This is a genomic window from Leifsonia sp. Y878, assembly GCF_057669685.1.
This window is the reverse complement of sequence record NZ_JBYHFS010000003.1, coordinates 379,051-395,589: the sequence shown is the minus strand read 5'-3', so window position 1 is coordinate 395,589 and position 16,539 is coordinate 379,051. Positions and strand designations below refer to the sequence as shown.

At 64.7% G+C, this 16,539-nt stretch carries 20 protein-coding genes; 8 read left to right on the top strand and 12 right to left on the bottom strand.

Annotated features, from left to right (window positions below):
* Positions 1-35: 35 nt before the first annotated feature.
* From AC25Y4_RS13040 to AC25Y4_RS13030, 3 genes are all read right to left on the bottom strand, one after another.
* Complete coding sequence (locus tag AC25Y4_RS13040) at positions 36-1,043, bottom strand: aldo/keto reductase (RefSeq protein WP_488120842.1); 1,008 nt, start codon at positions 1,041-1,043, stop codon at positions 36-38.
* A 78-nt stretch (positions 1,044-1,121) separates the two neighbouring features.
* Positions 1,122-2,009: an alpha/beta fold hydrolase gene (locus tag AC25Y4_RS13035; RefSeq protein ID WP_488120841.1), complete on the bottom strand. Its 888-nt coding sequence runs from the start codon at positions 2,007-2,009 to the stop codon at positions 1,122-1,124.
* A gap of 3 nt (positions 2,010-2,012) precedes the next feature.
* Positions 2,013-2,213, bottom strand: coding sequence for a hypothetical protein (locus tag AC25Y4_RS13030; RefSeq protein WP_488120840.1), 201 nt, complete (start codon positions 2,211-2,213; stop codon positions 2,013-2,015).
* Between the two features lie 156 nt (positions 2,214-2,369).
* On the opposite strand from AC25Y4_RS13030, the gene AC25Y4_RS13025 reads away from it, so the two are divergent.
* Positions 2,370-3,260, top strand: a complete 891-nt coding sequence (locus tag AC25Y4_RS13025; protein WP_488120839.1) for a DUF4349 domain-containing protein — start codon at positions 2,370-2,372, stop codon at positions 3,258-3,260.
* A gap of 21 nt (positions 3,261-3,281) precedes the next feature.
* On the top strand, positions 3,282-4,454 hold the full coding sequence (locus AC25Y4_RS13020) for an acyl-CoA dehydrogenase family protein (RefSeq protein WP_488120906.1): 1,173 nt from the start codon (positions 3,282-3,284) through the stop codon (positions 4,452-4,454).
* A 14-nt stretch (positions 4,455-4,468) separates the two neighbouring features.
* On the opposite strand, the gene AC25Y4_RS13015 is transcribed toward AC25Y4_RS13020, so the two are convergent.
* Positions 4,469-4,708, bottom strand: coding sequence for a hypothetical protein (locus AC25Y4_RS13015; RefSeq protein WP_488120838.1), 240 nt, complete (start codon positions 4,706-4,708; stop codon positions 4,469-4,471).
* Between the two features lie 174 nt (positions 4,709-4,882).
* Here AC25Y4_RS13015 and AC25Y4_RS13010 point away from each other — a divergent pair, with 174 nt between their 5' ends.
* The 3 genes from AC25Y4_RS13010 (at position 4,883) to AC25Y4_RS13000 (ending at position 6,648) form a co-directional block, all read left to right on the top strand.
* Entirely contained in the window at positions 4,883-5,005 is a 123-nt protein-coding gene (locus tag AC25Y4_RS13010) for a hypothetical protein (RefSeq protein ID WP_414802663.1), read from the top strand.
* Between the two features lie 121 nt (positions 5,006-5,126).
* Positions 5,127-6,047 carry an alanyl-tRNA editing protein gene (locus tag AC25Y4_RS13005; RefSeq protein WP_488120837.1) on the top strand — a complete coding sequence of 307 codons (921 nt, stop codon included), beginning with the start codon at positions 5,127-5,129 and terminating at the stop codon, positions 6,045-6,047.
* Between the two features lie 109 nt (positions 6,048-6,156).
* The gene (locus AC25Y4_RS13000) at positions 6,157-6,648 is read left to right on the top strand and encodes a DUF1269 domain-containing protein (protein WP_488120836.1); all 492 of its coding nucleotides are present in this window, start codon (positions 6,157-6,159) and stop codon (positions 6,646-6,648) included.
* A gap of 65 nt (positions 6,649-6,713) precedes the next feature.
* Here AC25Y4_RS13000 and AC25Y4_RS12995 read toward each other — a convergent pair whose 3' ends face one another.
* The 3 genes from AC25Y4_RS12995 to AC25Y4_RS12985 form a co-directional block, all read right to left on the bottom strand.
* Positions 6,714-8,312, bottom strand: a complete 1,599-nt coding sequence (locus AC25Y4_RS12995) for a pyridoxal phosphate-dependent decarboxylase family protein (protein WP_488120835.1) — start codon at positions 8,310-8,312, stop codon at positions 6,714-6,716.
* A complete protein-coding gene (locus tag AC25Y4_RS12990) occupies positions 8,305-9,693 on the bottom strand; it encodes an MFS transporter (RefSeq protein WP_488120834.1) in 1,389 nt (462 codons plus the stop codon). Before AC25Y4_RS12990 ends, AC25Y4_RS12995 begins: the two co-directional genes overlap by 8 nt.
* Positions 9,694-9,779: 86 nt before the next feature.
* On the bottom strand, positions 9,780-10,235 hold the full coding sequence (locus tag AC25Y4_RS12985) for a MarR family winged helix-turn-helix transcriptional regulator (protein WP_488120833.1): 456 nt from the start codon (positions 10,233-10,235) through the stop codon (positions 9,780-9,782).
* Positions 10,236-10,420: 185 nt separating this feature from the next.
* Between AC25Y4_RS12985 and AC25Y4_RS12980 the strand changes: the two genes are divergently transcribed.
* The 3 genes from AC25Y4_RS12980 (at position 10,421) to AC25Y4_RS12970 (ending at position 13,045) form a co-directional block, all read left to right on the top strand.
* Entirely contained in the window at positions 10,421-11,632 is a 1,212-nt protein-coding gene (locus tag AC25Y4_RS12980; RefSeq protein ID WP_488120832.1) for an MFS transporter, read from the top strand.
* Positions 11,633-11,830: 198 nt separating this feature from the next.
* Positions 11,831-12,193: an aldo/keto reductase gene (locus tag AC25Y4_RS12975; protein WP_488120905.1), complete on the top strand. Its 363-nt coding sequence runs from the start codon at positions 11,831-11,833 to the stop codon at positions 12,191-12,193.
* Between the two features lie 219 nt (positions 12,194-12,412).
* Positions 12,413-13,045 carry an Lrp/AsnC family transcriptional regulator gene (locus AC25Y4_RS12970; protein WP_488120831.1) on the top strand — a complete coding sequence of 211 codons (633 nt, stop codon included), beginning with the start codon at positions 12,413-12,415 and terminating at the stop codon, positions 13,043-13,045.
* Between the two features lie 33 nt (positions 13,046-13,078).
* Here AC25Y4_RS12970 and crcB read toward each other — a convergent pair whose 3' ends face one another.
* The 5 genes from crcB to AC25Y4_RS12945 form a co-directional block, all read right to left on the bottom strand.
* Positions 13,079-13,456 carry a fluoride efflux transporter CrcB gene (gene crcB / locus AC25Y4_RS12965; protein WP_488120830.1) on the bottom strand — a complete coding sequence of 126 codons (378 nt, stop codon included), beginning with the start codon at positions 13,454-13,456 and terminating at the stop codon, positions 13,079-13,081.
* Positions 13,453-13,935 carry a fluoride efflux transporter FluC gene (locus tag AC25Y4_RS12960; protein ID WP_488120829.1) on the bottom strand — a complete coding sequence of 161 codons (483 nt, stop codon included), beginning with the start codon at positions 13,933-13,935 and terminating at the stop codon, positions 13,453-13,455. The genes crcB and AC25Y4_RS12960 overlap by 4 nt, the downstream gene beginning before the upstream one ends.
* Positions 13,935-14,453 carry a universal stress protein gene (locus AC25Y4_RS12955; protein WP_488120828.1) on the bottom strand — a complete coding sequence of 173 codons (519 nt, stop codon included), beginning with the start codon at positions 14,451-14,453 and terminating at the stop codon, positions 13,935-13,937. The genes AC25Y4_RS12960 and AC25Y4_RS12955 overlap by 1 nt, the downstream gene beginning before the upstream one ends.
* A 72-nt stretch (positions 14,454-14,525) precedes the next feature.
* Positions 14,526-16,238: an MDR family MFS transporter gene (locus AC25Y4_RS12950; protein ID WP_488120827.1), complete on the bottom strand. Its 1,713-nt coding sequence runs from the start codon at positions 16,236-16,238 to the stop codon at positions 14,526-14,528.
* A gap of 29 nt (positions 16,239-16,267) precedes the next feature.
* The gene (locus tag AC25Y4_RS12945; RefSeq protein WP_488120826.1) at positions 16,268-16,405 is read right to left on the bottom strand and encodes a hypothetical protein; all 138 of its coding nucleotides are present in this window, start codon (positions 16,403-16,405) and stop codon (positions 16,268-16,270) included.
* Between the last annotated feature and the right edge of the window lie 134 nt (positions 16,406-16,539).

The window sequence follows — 16,539 nt, the reverse complement described above, 5'->3', positions numbered from 1 at the left end:
CTAGGGCGACCTGGACTGGGGCGACCCAGCACCAGCTACCAGCGCGGGTGAATCTGCGCGCGCAGCAGCCGGTCGTAGATGTCCCGCACACCGGCGTTGAATGCTTCACTCAACGGCGCCACCGAACCGGCAGCCGCATTGGCAGCCGCCTGCTCCACCGAGCGGGCGCCGGGAATCACCGAGCTCACGCCGTCCAGCTGCGATACCCACGCCAGCGCAGCCTGTGCGGGCGTCAGCTCAGGGTCTTCGCGGGCGACGAGCGCGGCGAACTCGGCGGCGGCTGTCAGGCCGGTCTCGTAGTCGACGCCTGAGAATGTCTCCCCCACGTCGAAGTGGCTGCCGTCGCGGTTGAAGTTGCGGTGGTCATTCTCGGCGAATGTGGTCTGCCTGGTGTATTTGCCGGTGAGCAGGCCGCTGGCCAACGGTACCCGCGCGATGATGCCGACACCGGCAGCGTTCGCCGCCGGCAGCACGGCGTCGAGCGGTTTCAGCCTGAACGCGTTCAGGATGATCTGCACCGTGGCCGTGCCAGGACGCGCAATCGCCGCGAGCGCCTGGTCGCAGGTCTCAACGCTCAACCCGTAGTTGGCGATGACGCCCTCATCGACCAGGGTGTCGAGCGCGTCGTACACCTCGCCGGACTCCACGACAGCGGTCGGCGGGCAGTGCAGCTGCACCAGGTCGAGCGTCTGGGTGTTCAGGTTGCGGCGGGAGCGGTCCGTCCACTCCCGGAAGTTCTCCAGCACGTAGTTCTCCGGGATCTGGTCGACCCTGCGGCCCATCTTCGTCGCCACGGTGATCTCCCCACCGGCAGCCGCCTCAGACGGGTGATCGTGCAGGAAGTGCCCAATGATCTGCTCGCTGCGCCCGTCGCCGTAGACGTCGGCGGTGTCGAAGAAGGTGACGCCGGATTCAGCGGATGCCGCAAGCACGGCAACAGCGTCGCTCTCTGACACGTCGCCCCAGTCGGCACCCAACTGCCAGGTGCCGAGTCCGATCACGGATACAGTTCGGCCAGTTCGTCCCAGGATCTGTGTGCGCATGGGGCCAGCCTAGCCAGTCGACGACGCTGGTCGGGCGAGGCTGGTTGGATCAGTTGGTTGGATGAGCCGGCCTGACAGCTACTCCGACGAGCCAGCGGCGACGCGCGTGTCGTCGGAGCGACCGGTACGGCCGACGCCAGTGTTCACCATGTCGGCGTTCACCACCCCGGCGATCACCCGAGCCAGCCGCCTCCGAATAATGTGGTCGTTCGCCTCGACTCGATGCATGGTGACGTGTCGCATCCGTTCAATCACCGACATGCTGCCAGGCGGGATGAACGCGTCCAGCGCGCCGTAGATGACATCGACGGGCACGCGGAGGCTGGCGACGTCACTCACCAGCGTTTGCGACTGGATGCAGTTCTTCAGCGACTTGATGAACGGATTCCAGTTTTTCTCGGTGATCTCGAAGATGCCCTTGGGCAAGAGTCGCGCGACGATGGCGGCATTGGCCAGTGTGAATTCTTTGTTGGCGGCCAGGAAGTCATAGGCGCGCAGGTAGGCGCTGACCCTGGCGCGGATCCGTGGATCGCCGATCTCGGTGGGTGCCAGATAGACGGGCGGGCCCGCAAGCACCACATGTCGTACGGTGTTCCGCTGGCCGGGCAGCGGCCGATACGACGCCGCAAACCGGCTCACGATCAGGCTGCCCAGCGAGTGGCCGATGAGGGTGAACGGCTCCCTGAGCCGCAGTGAACGGATGGTCGCCGCGAGCGCGTCGACGTGATCCTCCAGCGTGTACTCGCAGTCAGCTGGGGCCGGAGATTCGCCGAAACCCAGGATGTCGACGGCGATCACCCTGTGGTTCGACACCAGCAACGGGATGAGGGCATGGAACGTCACCGACGATGACGCCACACCGTGCACCAGGATGACGACGGGACCCTGCCCCTCATCCGTTGCAATGTGCAGGAGTGGTGGGCGTGTTCGGTCAAAGAGTGCAGTGAACTCCGCCCACCAGCTCATACGTTAATTGTCTCCGCGCAGCTTCTCTTTGGCGTCATTCCTGGCCTGGGTGCTGTCGCGCTCGGCTTCAGCCTTCTTCACGTTGGCGTCGGCCTTGGCCTCGTCGATCTTGTCGCCGACCCTGTCCTTGGTGTCCTCAACCGTGCGGCTGATCTTCTTGCCTGCCGCGTCGAGAGTTTCTTTTGCGTCGTCTGCGAATCCCATGGTTTCTCCCTTGTGAATACGAACGGTCATACACGGGCGCATTGTGTGCGCCTCCCTTTCGACGATACGGGGGTCGGCATACCCGAGACGGGATTGTGACCCGACTCTCAGAGTTCATCCAGATAACGATGGCCGCGCTCCCCCTACATTTGAGCCATGAGACGAAGAGTCGCCGCCGTTGTCGCCACCGCCGCCGTTGTTGCCGTCACCCTGCTGTTCGCCGGGTGCACCGCGACGGATGGCTCGCAGAGCTCTGATTCCAGTGGCAGTTCCAGCGCCGATTCGTCCGTCCGCCAGATGCCGGCAACCGGCGGAATCGTCGCCGGCGACGAATTGACCGCGATCGACCCCAGCACCGGCGAGGTGAGCAGCGGCAACAGGGACGTCATCACCAACGGCTCCGCGTCTCTGACCGTCGCCGATCCCATTGCCGCGGCCCAGAGCGCAGTGACCATCACCGAACAGGCCGGCGGCCGGATCGACAGCCGCACCGAGAACCCAGAGACCGAGACGCAGCCGGCCAGCGCCAACCTGCTGCTGCGCATCCCGAGCGCCGACCTTGACCGCACACTGGCCGACCTCAAGGCGCTCGGCACCGTCAACTACGTGTCGTTGAACGCGTCGGATGTGACGGAACAGAGCCAGGATCTTGAGGCGAGGATCACCGCACTGCAGACATCCGTCGATCGGTTGCTCGCACTCATGGAGAAGGCGACGACCACCGCAGACCTCATCACGATCGAAACCGCGTTGAGCGACCGCCAGGCCCAGCTGGAAAGCCTGCAGTCCCAGCGCACGGCCCTCACCGACCAAATCGACTACGCCACCCTCAGCCTCGACCTCTACGCAGAAGGAGTGATCGCTGCGGGCGCCCCCGACACCTTCTGGAGTGGCATCGCAGCTGGCTGGGCGGCTCTCCTCAGCACCGTCTCCGGTGCTGCCGTTGTGGTCGGCGTGCTGCTGCCGTGGATCGTCGCAGCGGCCATCCTCGGCGCCATCGTGCTGATCATCGTGAAGATGTCGACGCGCAAGCAGCCCGCTGCCTAGTCTTAGGGGGTGAATGACTCCATGAGCATCCCCGCCCCCGCAGCGCCCCTCCTCACCGACGCGCTGCTCGGCCGCATCAGGGGTCGCGCCGCCCGCTACGACGAAGACAATTCGTTCTTCACCGAGGATCTCGATGAGTTGACGGCCGCCGGCTACCTGCGTGCCCTCGTCCCCCACGAGTACGGCGGACTCGGTCTCACTCTGCAGCAGGTCAGCCGGGAGCAGATCCGGCTCGCCGCCGCGGCACCGGCCACCGCACTTGCCGTGAACATGCACCTCGTCTGGACGGGAGTCGCCACCGCGCTGCGTGACAGGGGCGACAGTGCATTGTCATTCCTGTTGCACGAGGCAGGACGCGGCGAGATCTTCGGCTTCGGCGTCAGCGAGCCCGGCAACGATTTGGTGCTGTTTGGGTCGAAAACGGATGCCGTCCCTGAGCCCGACGGCGGATACCGCTACACGGGCACCAAGATCTTCACGTCCCTCTCCCCCGCCTGGACCAGGCTCGGCACCATGGGACTCGACACCACATCAGCGGATGCCCCGCAGATTGTCTGGGGATTCATTGACCGCACCGATCCGGGCGTCACCCAGAAAGACGACTGGAACACGCTCGGCATGCGCGCCAGCCAGAGCCAGAGCACAGTCCTCGACGGCGCGTACGCCCGGCCAGACCGCGTGTTCCGCAAACTCGCGCCAGGCCCGAATGCCGATCCGCTCATCTTCGCGATCTTCGCCAACTTCGAGATCCTGCTGGCATCGGTCTACACCGGCATTGGGCAACGCGCACTTGAACTGGCCGTCGAGGCGGCGAACCGGCGCACCTCCCTGAAGAACGAGGGTCGCACGCTGGCGCAGGATCCCGACATCCGCTGGCGGATAGCGGATGCCGCCATGGCCATGGACGCCATCTACCCGCAGATCGATGCGCTCGCCCACGACGTTGATGCCATGGCCGACCGTGGGGCGCAGTGGTTTCCACAGCTGGCCGGGCTCAAGCATCGCGCCACGGAGAACGCCAGGCATGTCGTCGACCAGGCACTTCGGGTGAGCGGCGGATCGTCGTACTTCGCGGGCAGCGAGCTCGGACGGCTCTACCGTGACGTGCTCGCCGGCATCTTCCACCCCTCGGATGCGGAGTCCGCGCACGCCACGGTCGCCGCCGCGTGGCTGGGACCGCTGGACACTCCGTAAATAAGCGACGCTGGTCAGTTGGCGACGTTCGGCTCGCCCTCGCTGTCGTCTTCTTCCACGAAACGGTACGGGATGGGCTCTGCGGTCTCGCGCCCCTTGCGGTAGGTGCGCGTAATGGTGTCGTCGCCCTCCACCGTTGTCCTCACGACGGTTTCCTGCTCCTTGCCGTCCACATACTCCAGGTCTATCTCTTCCCCTGCAGCGATGGAATTCGGTCCGAACAAGACTGCCCGATAGGTGGATTGACTGGTCATTATTTCCAACCTTCCCTGACTCGTGGCCCTCCGTCATTGGAGGGGCTCACCCAAACCAGCCTACGAGGGGAGCGCTGCAAGGGACAGGGCACGAAGCAGAATGATGATCTTTACGGGGAAGCCAAGTATGGTCAGGGATAGAGGGCCGCTGCAGCCCTGAAGGAAGGAGCACTTATGTCTGATAAATCACCGCGTAAAGATGCATCGAAGAAGACTGCCGATCGTTCGCTGAAGGAAAAGCGAGCCGACAAAAAGGCCAAGTCGAACGAGACGTCCGAAAAGGCACGAAAGAGCTAATTCTTCTTTCCTCATTCCGACAGAGGTGGTGCCGCAGCGTTTCGCTGTGTCACCACCTCTGTGTTGGTTAAACTCTCGTGTTGGATAAACCAGCATTCGTCTCCGCAAGCAGAAGGACCCCATGACCCTCCCCATTCTCGACACCCGCGTCACCTATCCCGCCGGCGAGCTCACCTCGACGAGCCAGGTGCTGCATCTCGAAGAGATGGCCGATGGCCGGCTGGCTGTGCTGCTCGATTCGACCAGCTGCCACCCCGTGGATGCCGGCTGGCCAGACCAGGGGCCCGACAACGCCGTGCTGCGGCGCGGCACCGAAGAGATCCGCATCAGTGACTGCATCGTCGGTGCCACCGACGGGCACGCACTGCATGTCGGCCGCGACATCCCGGTTGCCAAGGGCACCGAGGGATGGGCCTTCGTGGTCGTGCACATCGTGGAACAGGAAGCGGCAGCGGCGCTGGCCACACCGCTGGCTGAAGGCGACACCGTCGATGTCGTCGTTGACGCCGAGCACCGTCGCCTCATCTCCGCCGGCCACACCGGATGCCACGCGGCATCCCTCGCTCTCAATCTCGCCGTCGCCGACCGCTGGAAGAAGGACGTGCGCCTCGACTCCCTCGGCACACCGGACTTCGATGGGATCGCGATCGACGTGTCGCAGATCAGGGAGAACGGTTCGCTCGACACCTATCGGCTCGGCAAGTCACTGCGCAAGAAGGGCTTCGTCACCGAGGGGCTCACCGCAGGGCCATCCGCTGAACTGGCCGCCATCGAAAGCCTTGTGAACGCCACGCTGGCCGGCTGGGTCGCTGCCGATGCCGCTGTGCACATCGACAGCGATGGGCCTCTGCTCACCGATCGCCGCTACTGGGTGTGCGAGCTTCCAGAGGGCACCGTTCGGATTCCCTGTGGCGGCACGCACCTGCGCAGCCTCGGAGACCTCTGCACGGCATCCGTTTCTCTCAGCATTGTCGACCTCGATGGCACCCTCGTGCTCACGATGGACACCACGGTCACCGCGGGCGCGACAGTCACAGCCTGACAGCGGCGCTGCCACGGCATCCGGTGTCGGCTCTTGTCTCTCTGCGCGCTCTGGGGTGAGAGTGGGAGCACGCCTCGGCACCGGCCGTGGCAGACGGATAGGAGACCCCATGGCCGACTTGATAGTTATCGCATTCGACACCGAATCACAGGCCGAGGGAGCCTATAAGCAGGTCCAGTCTCTGCAGGACGACCTGGTCGTTGAGCTGGCCGGACTCGCCCTGGTCACCGTCGACAACGACGGCAAGACACACGTCCACACGCCGGACAGCGCCAGCAACGTCGGCCTCGGTGTCGCCGGCGGCGCGCTCTTCGGCACCGTGATCGGACTGCTGTTCCTGGTGCCGATTGTCGGGCTGGTCACCGGTGGAATCCTGGGCGCCCTGGTGGCCGGGCTCGACAAGACAAGCCTGGACAGCGAATTTCGCCAGCGCGTGAAGGACGCCGTCTCAGCTGGAAAGTCGGCCGTCGTGATCTACGCGACGAAGCTCACCGAGGACAAGTTCACTGCCGCGCTCGCGCCATACGGCGGCAAGGTGGTCAAGACCTCGCTGTCGGAGGAAGATGAGAAGGCGTTCGCCTCCGACCTCGAGGCGAAGTAGCGCGAGAGCCGTGAGGATTTCGAGACACTCGCTGGCGCTCGCTCCTCAATCAATGGACACTCACCTCACAGACGGGGCTCAACCAACCGGGCCAGCAGCTCGATGAGCAGCCGCTCGGTCAGCGGAGCGGGGAGTGCCTCCATCGCGGCGAGCAACGGCGCCATCTGATCGGGCAACGCGCTCGCGCCGGCGTCACCATCACCGCCGCTGCCATCGCCGATTCCGAGGCTGGCCAGCAGCCCGGCGGCCTGGTCAGAGGTGAGCGTCATCGTGCCGCTCAGTGCCTCCGCGGGCAATTCCGGCAGCGCGGTGAGCACATGCACTGGATCAACGGCTGGCACGCCGCGCACGTCGTCGGCGGCCTGCACCATCGCGGCGATCAGCTCACCCTCCACAGACTCGGTGACAGGGGTGAGCGTCAGGTGGGTGGTCGGCGGCAGCTGCACGCCGTTCGGCTGGAGCAGGCCGGGCTGTTGTTGCACGAGCCAGCCCAGCTGCCGCATCCGATCGGCAAGGTGGTGCGGGTCGACGCGTCTGGCGGGGGGCACGGCATCGTCCGCTGCCACGGCGAACAACGGCCCGGTCGGCGACCCGACCACGCGCAGCCCGTCGATGGCGTCTGCGGCCGTGATCAGGGCATCCGTTGCCTGTTTGCACGACTGGCTGAGCTCGGCGAAACCGTCGGTGCCGAGCCGTTCGATGATCGCCCACCCTGCGGCGAGGGCGCCGGCCGATTTCGAGCCGAGCATGGTGGGGTTCACGACGGGGTACCCAGGCCAGCGCTTCGTGGCGAAGTACTGGTGACGCTGCCTGTCCCGCCCGCGATGCAGCAGCACCGATACACCCTTGGGCGCGTAGCCGAACTTGTGCAGGTCGGCCGAGATGCTGGTGACGCCGGGCACCGCGAAGTCCCACGCCGGCAGGTCACTCCCCCACCACGGCAGCACCCAGCCGCCGATGCACGCATCGACGTGGCACGAGAGACCGGCAACGGATGCTGCTGCAGCGACTGTCTGGATCGGGTCAAGCGTTGCATACGGATACGACGGGGCTGAGACGACGACGATGGCGACATCAGCCCCGAAGCGGAGGATCAGCTCGTTGGCATCAACCTGCCCGTCGGTGTCGACGGGGACCAGATCGAGCTCAAGGCCGAAGTAGTGGGCGGCCTTGTGGAAGGCGGCATGCACGGTCACAGGCGCGAGCAGGCGGGGTACACCGGTGCCACCGTTGGCGCGCCACCCATCGCGGGCTGTCTTGACCGCGAGGAGGCAGCTCTCGGTGCCTCCGGAGGTGACGGTGCCGACGACCATGGTGTCGGCAGCTGCTGATGGTGCGGCGGGCTGCGCGCCTTGCTCGCCGGGCTCGCCGGGCTCGCAGTGCAGCATCCGGGCCGCGAAGCCAACGATGTCGCGTTCCATGGCGGCGACAGAGGGGAACGTTGTCGGGTCGAGTCCGTTGACCGGCTGCATGATCCGGATCGCCTGTGCGGCGAGTTCGTCGAGCTCGGCCAGGCCGGAGTCGTAGACGTAGGAGAGCACGTGGCCGCCGTGAGTGGGGGCATCCGCTTGTCGCAGCTCCGTGAGGCGGGCGAGGATCTGCTCGGATCTGTCGGTCAACGTTGACCTCTCCGTCGATGCCGCGCTGTCGGTCGAATCAGCCACGAAGTGCCTCCTGGGTTGCGATGGTCAGGTCGATGTCGTTCTTGCGCAGGCGATAGCGAGACAGCGTGACGAGACTGAGCACCATGACCGCCGCAGGCACGATGCTGAAGCTGATCACGATGCCGGCTACGGCAGTTGCGCTCTGCTCGACGCTTTCACCTGCGACACGCTCCGCGTAGCCGGTGAGCGCGAGCACCACGGTCAGTGCTGTGGCGCCGAACGCCATGCCGGCGGTCTCCCCCGCCGTCCAGATGCCGCCGAAGATTCCGGCGTTTCCGGCGCCGTTCGTTGTCGCGTCGTAGGAGATCACGTCGGGCAACATCGCCATGGGCAGCGACTGCATGCCGGCGTATGCAGCACCGGCGAGGGCGACGGGCGCGTAGATCCAGGTGCCTGGGGCCCAGAGCTGACCGACGAGCGCGAGAGCCGCGATGCCGTAGAGAACGCTGGCGATCGTGAATGCGCGCTCCTTGCCGATGCGCCTGGCCACCACACCCCAAACCGGTGCGCACACCAGAGCAGGGGCGATGAGCGCAACGAAGAGGAAGGTGACGGCATCCTCTGAGCGCAGCACCCAGGTGGCAACGTACTGGGCGCCGGCGAGCATGATGCCGGTGGCCAATCCCTGCAGGATGAACGTAGCGAGCAAGGCCCTGAATGGCTGGCTGCGCTTCAGCGCACGCAGGCCGTTGAGGTAGCCGGCGCTCCAACGGCTATGCCGCGCGCGGACAGAGTCCTCCCCTGGGCTCACCACGACATGACGAGGGGCAACGGATGCCGAGATCAGCATTCCGGCGCCGATCACGACACCGGCAACGATGGCCATCATCAGGTACCCGACGCGCACGTCGCTGCTGAGGCTGCGCAACAGCGGACCGCCTGCCCCGAACAACAGGATCGCCAGCGCGAGCACCACTACTCGCCACGTGAGCAGGCGGGTGCGATCGTCGTAGTCGCCGGTCAGTTCAGCCGGAAGAGCGATGTACGGCACCTGAAACAGGCTGAACGCTGTGGCGCAGATGAGGAACGCGAGGCACACCCAGATCGCAGCAATGGGCCGGTCAACACCCGCAGGCACCGCGAAGGTGAGGATGAAGAAGATCGGCAGCAACGAGCCGCCGAGCACCATGAATCGGCGCCGCGACCCGGTCGCGACCAGGCTGCTGTCGCTGCGTGCGCCGATGATCGGGTCGATGACGATATCCCAGATCTTGGCCAGGGTGACGACCAGACCGGCGGCGAGCGCGGTGATCCCGAGGGTGTCGGTCAGGTAGTAGACCAGCACCAACCCTGGCAGTGTGGCAAAACCGCCGGTGCCGAGCGAGCCGATCGCGTATGCGGCAACGGTCTTTCGACCCAGTGAGTGCGCCTGTGCATCCATGCAGCGAGCATAGGGGCATCCGTGCCTCGGATCGCGGCAGACGCGTGCGCGGATTGCCAATTGTGCACGTCAGGGACCGGCAGACTTCAGCTCGCTGGCACGCCAGCCAACTCCGGCAGCGACTCGACCAGCGGCGCCAGCTCTGGGATCTCACGCGCGTTCCGCAGCGCACGCTCCAGCGTCTCATCGTGAATCGGCCTGGCCGTCTCAAGCAGCTCGCTGCCCGCGGCCGTGAGCTCCGTGTAAATTCCGCGGCGGTCATCGGCACACAGGATGCGGGTCAGCAGTCCCCGGTCTTCCAGCCGCGTGACCAAGCGAGTCGTCGCACTCGCACTCAGGGCGCTCGCGTGTGCCAATTGCTGCATCCGCATGTGCCAGCCGTCCTGACGGCTGAGCGCATCGAGCACCGTGTATTCGACGACGGAGAGCGAAACGGCCCCCTGCAGCGCTCGCTCAAGTTCGGTCTCGATGAGTCCGTGCAGGGCGGCAAGCGTGCGCCATCCCCTCGTGCGGATCTCGACTGCGTCGTCGGCGATACCCATGTTCATGCTCCTGTCGTGCAGTGATACCGGCGCGGGGTTTGGGCGCGGAGTGTTCCGCGCGCAAAGTAGTTGCTTGCGCGGGTTACTTGCGTGTGCAATGATTTATACCGCGCCTGCAACTACAAGCGTAAGCACAAACTTCGTTTCTGCCTAGCCTCGCACCTGCATATCTCTGGAGAATTCGTATGCCACTCGGCCTCATCGCCCTCGCCGTCGGAGGGTTCGGCATCGGACTCACCGAGTTCGTCATCATGGGCCTCCTCCCCGACATCGCCGCCGACTTCAACGTCACAGAGGCAGCCGCGGGCTGGCTGATCACGGGATACGCGCTGAGCGTCGCCGTCGGAGCACTCCTCATCACCGCGGCCGTCACGCGCCTCCCCCGCAAGCCGGTGCTCCTTGCCCTGATGGTGCTGTTCATCATCGGCAACCTGATCTCAGCCACCGCCGCCGACTACCCGGCCATGATGATCGGTCGCATCGTCGCCGCTCTCTGCCACGGCGCCTTCTTCGGTATCGGCTCCGTCGTCGCGGCCAGCCTCGTCGCCCCTGAGAAGAAGGCCGGCGCCATCGCCATCATGTTCACGGGCCTCACCGCCGCCAACGTGCTCGGCGTACCGTTCGGCACCTTCCTCGGCCAGAGCTTCGGCTGGCGTTCAACGTTCGTCGCGATCACCATCATCGGCATCATCGCACTCATCGGCCTCGTCGCCTTCATCCCCCGCGCACCACGAATCGAAGCGGATGCCGCCAGCGGCCTTCGCGCAGAATTGCGCGCGTTCCGCTCCGGCCAGGTCTGGCTGTCCCTGCTCCTCACCATCTTCGGATTCGGTGGCATCTTCGGCGCCTTCACCTACATCGCGTACACGCTCACCGAGGTGAGTGGATTCGCCAGCACGACGGTGCCGTGGTTGCTCGTACTCTTCGGCGTCGGACTCTTCCTCGGTAATGTCCTCGGCGGCAAGGCCGCAGACCGCGGCGTTGATCGCGCCCTGATTGTCATCCTGTCTGGCCTCACTGTCGTCCTCGTGCTTTTCGCGCTCACGGCGCAGAGCCAGATCATGACCATTGCGTCGCTTGTGCTGATGGGCGGCTTCGGATTCGCCACGGTTCCTGGCCTGCAGCTGCGCGTCATGAAGTACGGCGGAAGCGCGCCGACGCTGGTTTCGAGCGCCAACATCGGCGCATTCAATCTCGGCAACGCGCTCGGCGCAGCCGTGGGTGGCATCACCATCACCGCCGGTCTCGGCTACACGTCACCGATCTGGGCCGGCGCGCTGATCACGTTCATCGCCCTGTCACTCATGATTGGTGCGGCGGTTGCCGCCAGGCGCAGCGGGCCGCGAGCAGGAACGCCGGCAGCGGCTGAGCCGGCAGAGGCACTGCTTGACGCGTGACTCGAAGAGGCCGTTCACGGCCGTTTCGAAAACCCCGTGAGCCGGTCTTCGGTCGCAACCACGGTCCACAGTTTGGCTCGCTGGAATTCGAGACATTCGCTGGCGCTCGCTCCTCAATCAGCGAAGACCGAGGAGACCGGTGGGATGCGTTGCGCGCATTGAACGCAGCGGCGCGACGAGCTCGCCGCCACCGCAACGATCGTGCCGGCCGTCAACCAGATCGAACTGCACCCTGCCCTACAGCAGCACGACACCGTGACCTACAACCGCGCTCACGGCATCGCAACCGAGGCGTGGAGCCCGCTCGCCCAGGGGGCGTTGCTGAGCGACGAAAGCATCACGGAGATCGCGGCGCGCCTCGGCCGCACGCCAGCCCAGGTCATCCTGCGCTGGCACCTGCAGCAGGGACGCATCATCATCCCGAAGTCGGTGACGCCTGCTCGGATCCGTGAGAACCTCAACATTCTCGATTTCGAGCTGACGGATGCCGACCTCGTTGCGATCGACGCCCTCGAGCGTGATGGCCGTACCGGACCGCACCCCGCGGAGTTCAACGGCTAGGAACCGGCAGCGGCAGCGCACACCGGGATGGCAGTTTCCCTGCGCCCCCGGTGTGCGTTGCGGCGTGCAGGAGACACGACGCGTTCTCGCCTCTGAAATGGATTGTTAGCGCGAACTTACGGGCATTTGCGATCAACTGTGCACGCAGGCGCGCCAACACAAGGACAAAATCATGACGCTTGCGGGCAAAGCCGAATATTATCTCTAATTAGCCGATCAATGGATGATTCGATGGACAAGGGGGAGCCAACGATGGACCTTGATGAGACTCATATACGAATGCTCGAGATGTTACGAGACAACGGACGAATCTCAGTGGCGACCCTGGCGGAGGAACTGGGAATCTCTCGCTCGAATGCGTACACGCGCTATGAAGCGCTGGTTCGCTCAGGGGTGATTCGTGGCGTGCATGCCGACATCGACCCTGCAGCGGTGGGGCTGAGCGTGGCGGCCATGGTGTTCGTCACGGTGCGCCAGAGCCAATGGGCAGACTTTCGCAGCCGGTTGTCCGGCCTCGCCGAGCTGGAGTACTTCATCGTCATGACCGGCGAGCATGACGCCATGCTGGTGGTCAGGGCAGCCGGTGTCTCTGCCATTCACAACCTGGTGGCCACGCGCCTCGCGCAGTGGCCGTCAATCAAGGCCACCGTCACCGTGTTCATCATGGATGAGGAACGTTCACACGTTTCATTGCGGATGCCGGTCGACTCCAGCGACACGCTGCGCCAGTCTGGGGAACGCTTTGGAATGACCCGGTTCGTCCGCACGAGCGAAGACCGCGCCAGCGGTGCTCACGGCTCCCACAGCTCCCTCGCTGCGCAGGCTAAGCGCGCACCTCGCGGCACACGCTGACTGCCCGGCGGCATCCGCTCGCCCGTACCTGAACTAGACCAGCTTGCCGAGCCAGAGGCCAAGCATCGCTGCGGCCACACAGCCGATCAGCATTCCGATGCCGCTTCCGAGCGCCGCGCCATACCGGCGCTGCTTGACCAGCTGTACCGTCTCGTAGCTGGCGGTGCTGAATGTCGTGTAGCCCCCCAGGAACCCGGTGCCGATCACGATGTTCAGGTCGGTCGGCAACACGCGCACGAGCGTGAGACCCGTGATGAACCCGAGAACGAACGAGCCGGTGATGTTGATGATCGTTGTCGCCCACGGGTATGCGGTCTTCAGGTTGGCGCGGATGAGACCGTCGACGATGAGGCGCACACTGGCGCCAACGCCACCGGCGACCGCCAACAGGATGAAGATGAGCGGGGTCATTGGTGTGCTCCCTGCGCTGCGTCAGCATCCTGACTGGCCGGAGCCGGGTGGGTGGCCTTGTAGTGCTCGTTGGCCCTCGAGGCGATGGCAATTCCAAGCAGGGTGGCAAGGGCGCCAACGATCACGGTGCCCAGGGAATAGAGCAGCGCCCAGCCCCAGTCGCCGTTCGAATTCAGCACCGCTGTATCGGTGGCCAGGGAACTGTACGTCGTGAACCCGCCGCAGAATCCGGTGCCGAGAAGCAGCTTCAACCTGCCCACTGTCTTGTCCCCCTTCGGGAGACGGGTGAGCCCTTCGTAGAGGTATCCGAGCACGAAGGCGCCGATCACGTTGATGATGGCGATGGCTATCGGCACACCATTGACGGACGGGATCCACAGCGATAAGGCCTCACGACAGGCGGCACCTACGGCACCTCCGGCCGCGACAAGGCCGATCGACGCCCACCGGAGGTAACTGGGCCGGGCTCCGGATGCCATTACGCTGCCTCCCACGGCAGTTTCTGCTCGGCTCCTGGGGCACGAGCTGGAACGACTACAACGGGCCGCAACTGGCGATGGGCCAGTTGAATACCAATCGACCTGTTGAAGAACTCCTGAATGCCACCACCGACGGATCGCTCATGGGTCCCCACCACGATCATGGCCGCGTTCACGGTGTCAGCGAGATGGCCGAGCGCCACGGGGATGTCCCCCACCAGCACCCGCGAACTCCAATCAACATGGGTGTCGATGAGGATCGAATCGAGGGTCTCCGCGAGTTCGCGGTCGAATTCCTCTTCACGCGTGTCGGCAAAATCTGGGTCGATGGGCATTGAAGACACCGAACCGTCCGCACCCTCCGAGACCACGAAGCGTCCAGGATTCACATGCGCACAAATCAGGGTGGTGTCGAACTCTGCGGCGAATCGGGCCGCCTGCACGACCACCCTGGCCGGTTGGCCCGGTGCAACGCCCACCACGACGGGCGGCTTCTTGTTTCCCGCATGCTCAGCCATGTTGTGACTCTATTCCGCCTCCCCCGCAGCAGCAAGGCCGCCTGCGTGGCCATCGGCGACGCTACCCGAGAACTAGACCCGTTCTGCGTCGGAGTCGTCGGACACTGCCGTGCCGGATGTCGCATCCGCTGCACCAGCGGTTGCCACGTCCGTTGCGGGTACGCCAGCGGACTGCGCCGAAGCGGACTGCGCAGAGGAGAGCGCTTCAGCCTCAGCGCCACCGATGGCCTCGCCCCTGGCCACCATTCCTGCGGTGTCAGAGAGCGGGATCTCCTTGAGGAACAGCGCCAGCACGAACGACAGCGCGATGAACGGGATCAGGTACCAGAAGACGGGAGCGAGCGAGTCGGCGTATGCCGTCACCACGCCTTCGCGAACAGCATCAGGCAGCTGGCTCAGTGTTTGCGGGTCAAGCGTGGCCGTCGCGCTGCCGGCATCCGTTGTGGATGCCCCAGCGTCGGTGAAGACGGCGGTCAGCTTGTCGGAGAGCGAGTTGGTGAAGATCGCTCCGAAGATGGCAACGCCGAGAGCGGCTCCCACCTCACGGAAGTAGTTGTTCGTACTCGTTGCCGTTCCGAGCTCCTCAGCCGGCACAGCGTTCTGCACGACAAGCACGATGACCTGCATAATGAGGCCAAGTCCAGCACCGAAGAAGAACAGGTAGACGCAGATCAGCCAGATGGGCGTCGTTGCGCTGAGCGTTGTCATCGCCAGCATGGCCGCGGCCGTCAGGAGCGTACCGAAGATCGGGTACATCTTGTACTTGCCGCTCTTACTGATGGCGATACCCGACCAGATGGAGGTTCCCATCAGACCGGCCATCATCGGCAGCATCAGCAGACCGGATGCCGCGGCCGACGTGCCAGACGACATCTGCAGGAAGGTCGGAACGAACGCAATCGCCGAGAACATACCGAGGCCGAGGGTGAGGCCGATGGCCGTGGCGTTGACGAAGATCGGGTTGCGGAAGAGTGACAGCGGAATGATGGGATCTTCTGCGCGGGTCTCTGCCCAGATGAAGGCCGCAATCGCAGCAACCATGGCAGCGCCGAGCGCCCAGGTCTCCAGAGCGCCCCAGCCGTGGTCCTTGCTGCCACCGAAGTCGGTAAAGAAGATGAGGAACGTCGTCGCGGCCGAGAGCAGCACAACGCCGAGGATGTCGATCTTGCGCGTGGCCTTCTTGTTCGGCAGCGTGAGGGCGAACCAGGCGATGGTGAACGCGGCAATACCGATCGGGATATTGATGTAGAACGCCCACTCCCACGTGAGGTGGTCGACGAAGAAGCCCCCGAGCAACGGTCCGGCCACAGCGGACAGGCCGAAGATTGCGCCCAGCGGGCCCATGTACTTGCCGCGATCCTTGGCAGGAACGATGTCGGCAATGATGGCCTGCGAGAGGATCATCAGTCCACCGCCACCGAGACCCTGAATGGCCCGGAAGATGACGAAGCTCCAGAAGTCGGTTGCGAATGCACAGCCAACCGACGCGAGCGTGAAGAGCGCGATGGCGAACAGGAACAGGCGGCGGCGCCCGAGGACGTCACCGAATTTTCCGTAGATTGGCATCACGATGGTGGTGGCAAGCAGGTAGGCGGTGGTGATCCACGCCTGGTGCTCGACGCCACCCAGCTGGCCGACGATGGTCGGCATAGCCGTGGACACAATGGTCTGGTCAAGGCTCGAGAGCAGCATCCCCGCAATGAGCGCGGAGAAGATGATCCAGATGCGCTTCTGCGTGAGGAGCAACGGTTGCCCCGCTGTGAGCGAAGATGATGGAGAGGCCATCGCTAGGAATCCTTAGGTTTTGTGGGTGGTTAGGCAGTGGTGGCGCTGGTCGACTCGAAGAGCAGCGAAGCAATGCGTTTCGGTTCCCGGTCGAGAGCGGATGCGAGCGCCGTGGCCTCGATCTCGGCTGGCAGAATGCCGCGCTCGCAAATTGCACTTTCTGACACGGAGTGCAATGTTACACAATGGTTGACATTGTGCAACTTTCGCCGCGCTCCTGAAGTGGGCAGAACCAGACCGCGCTGGCAGTCCCCCGACCACCAGCGCAGCGGCCTGGTTACCGGCACACCCTCCTGTGCCG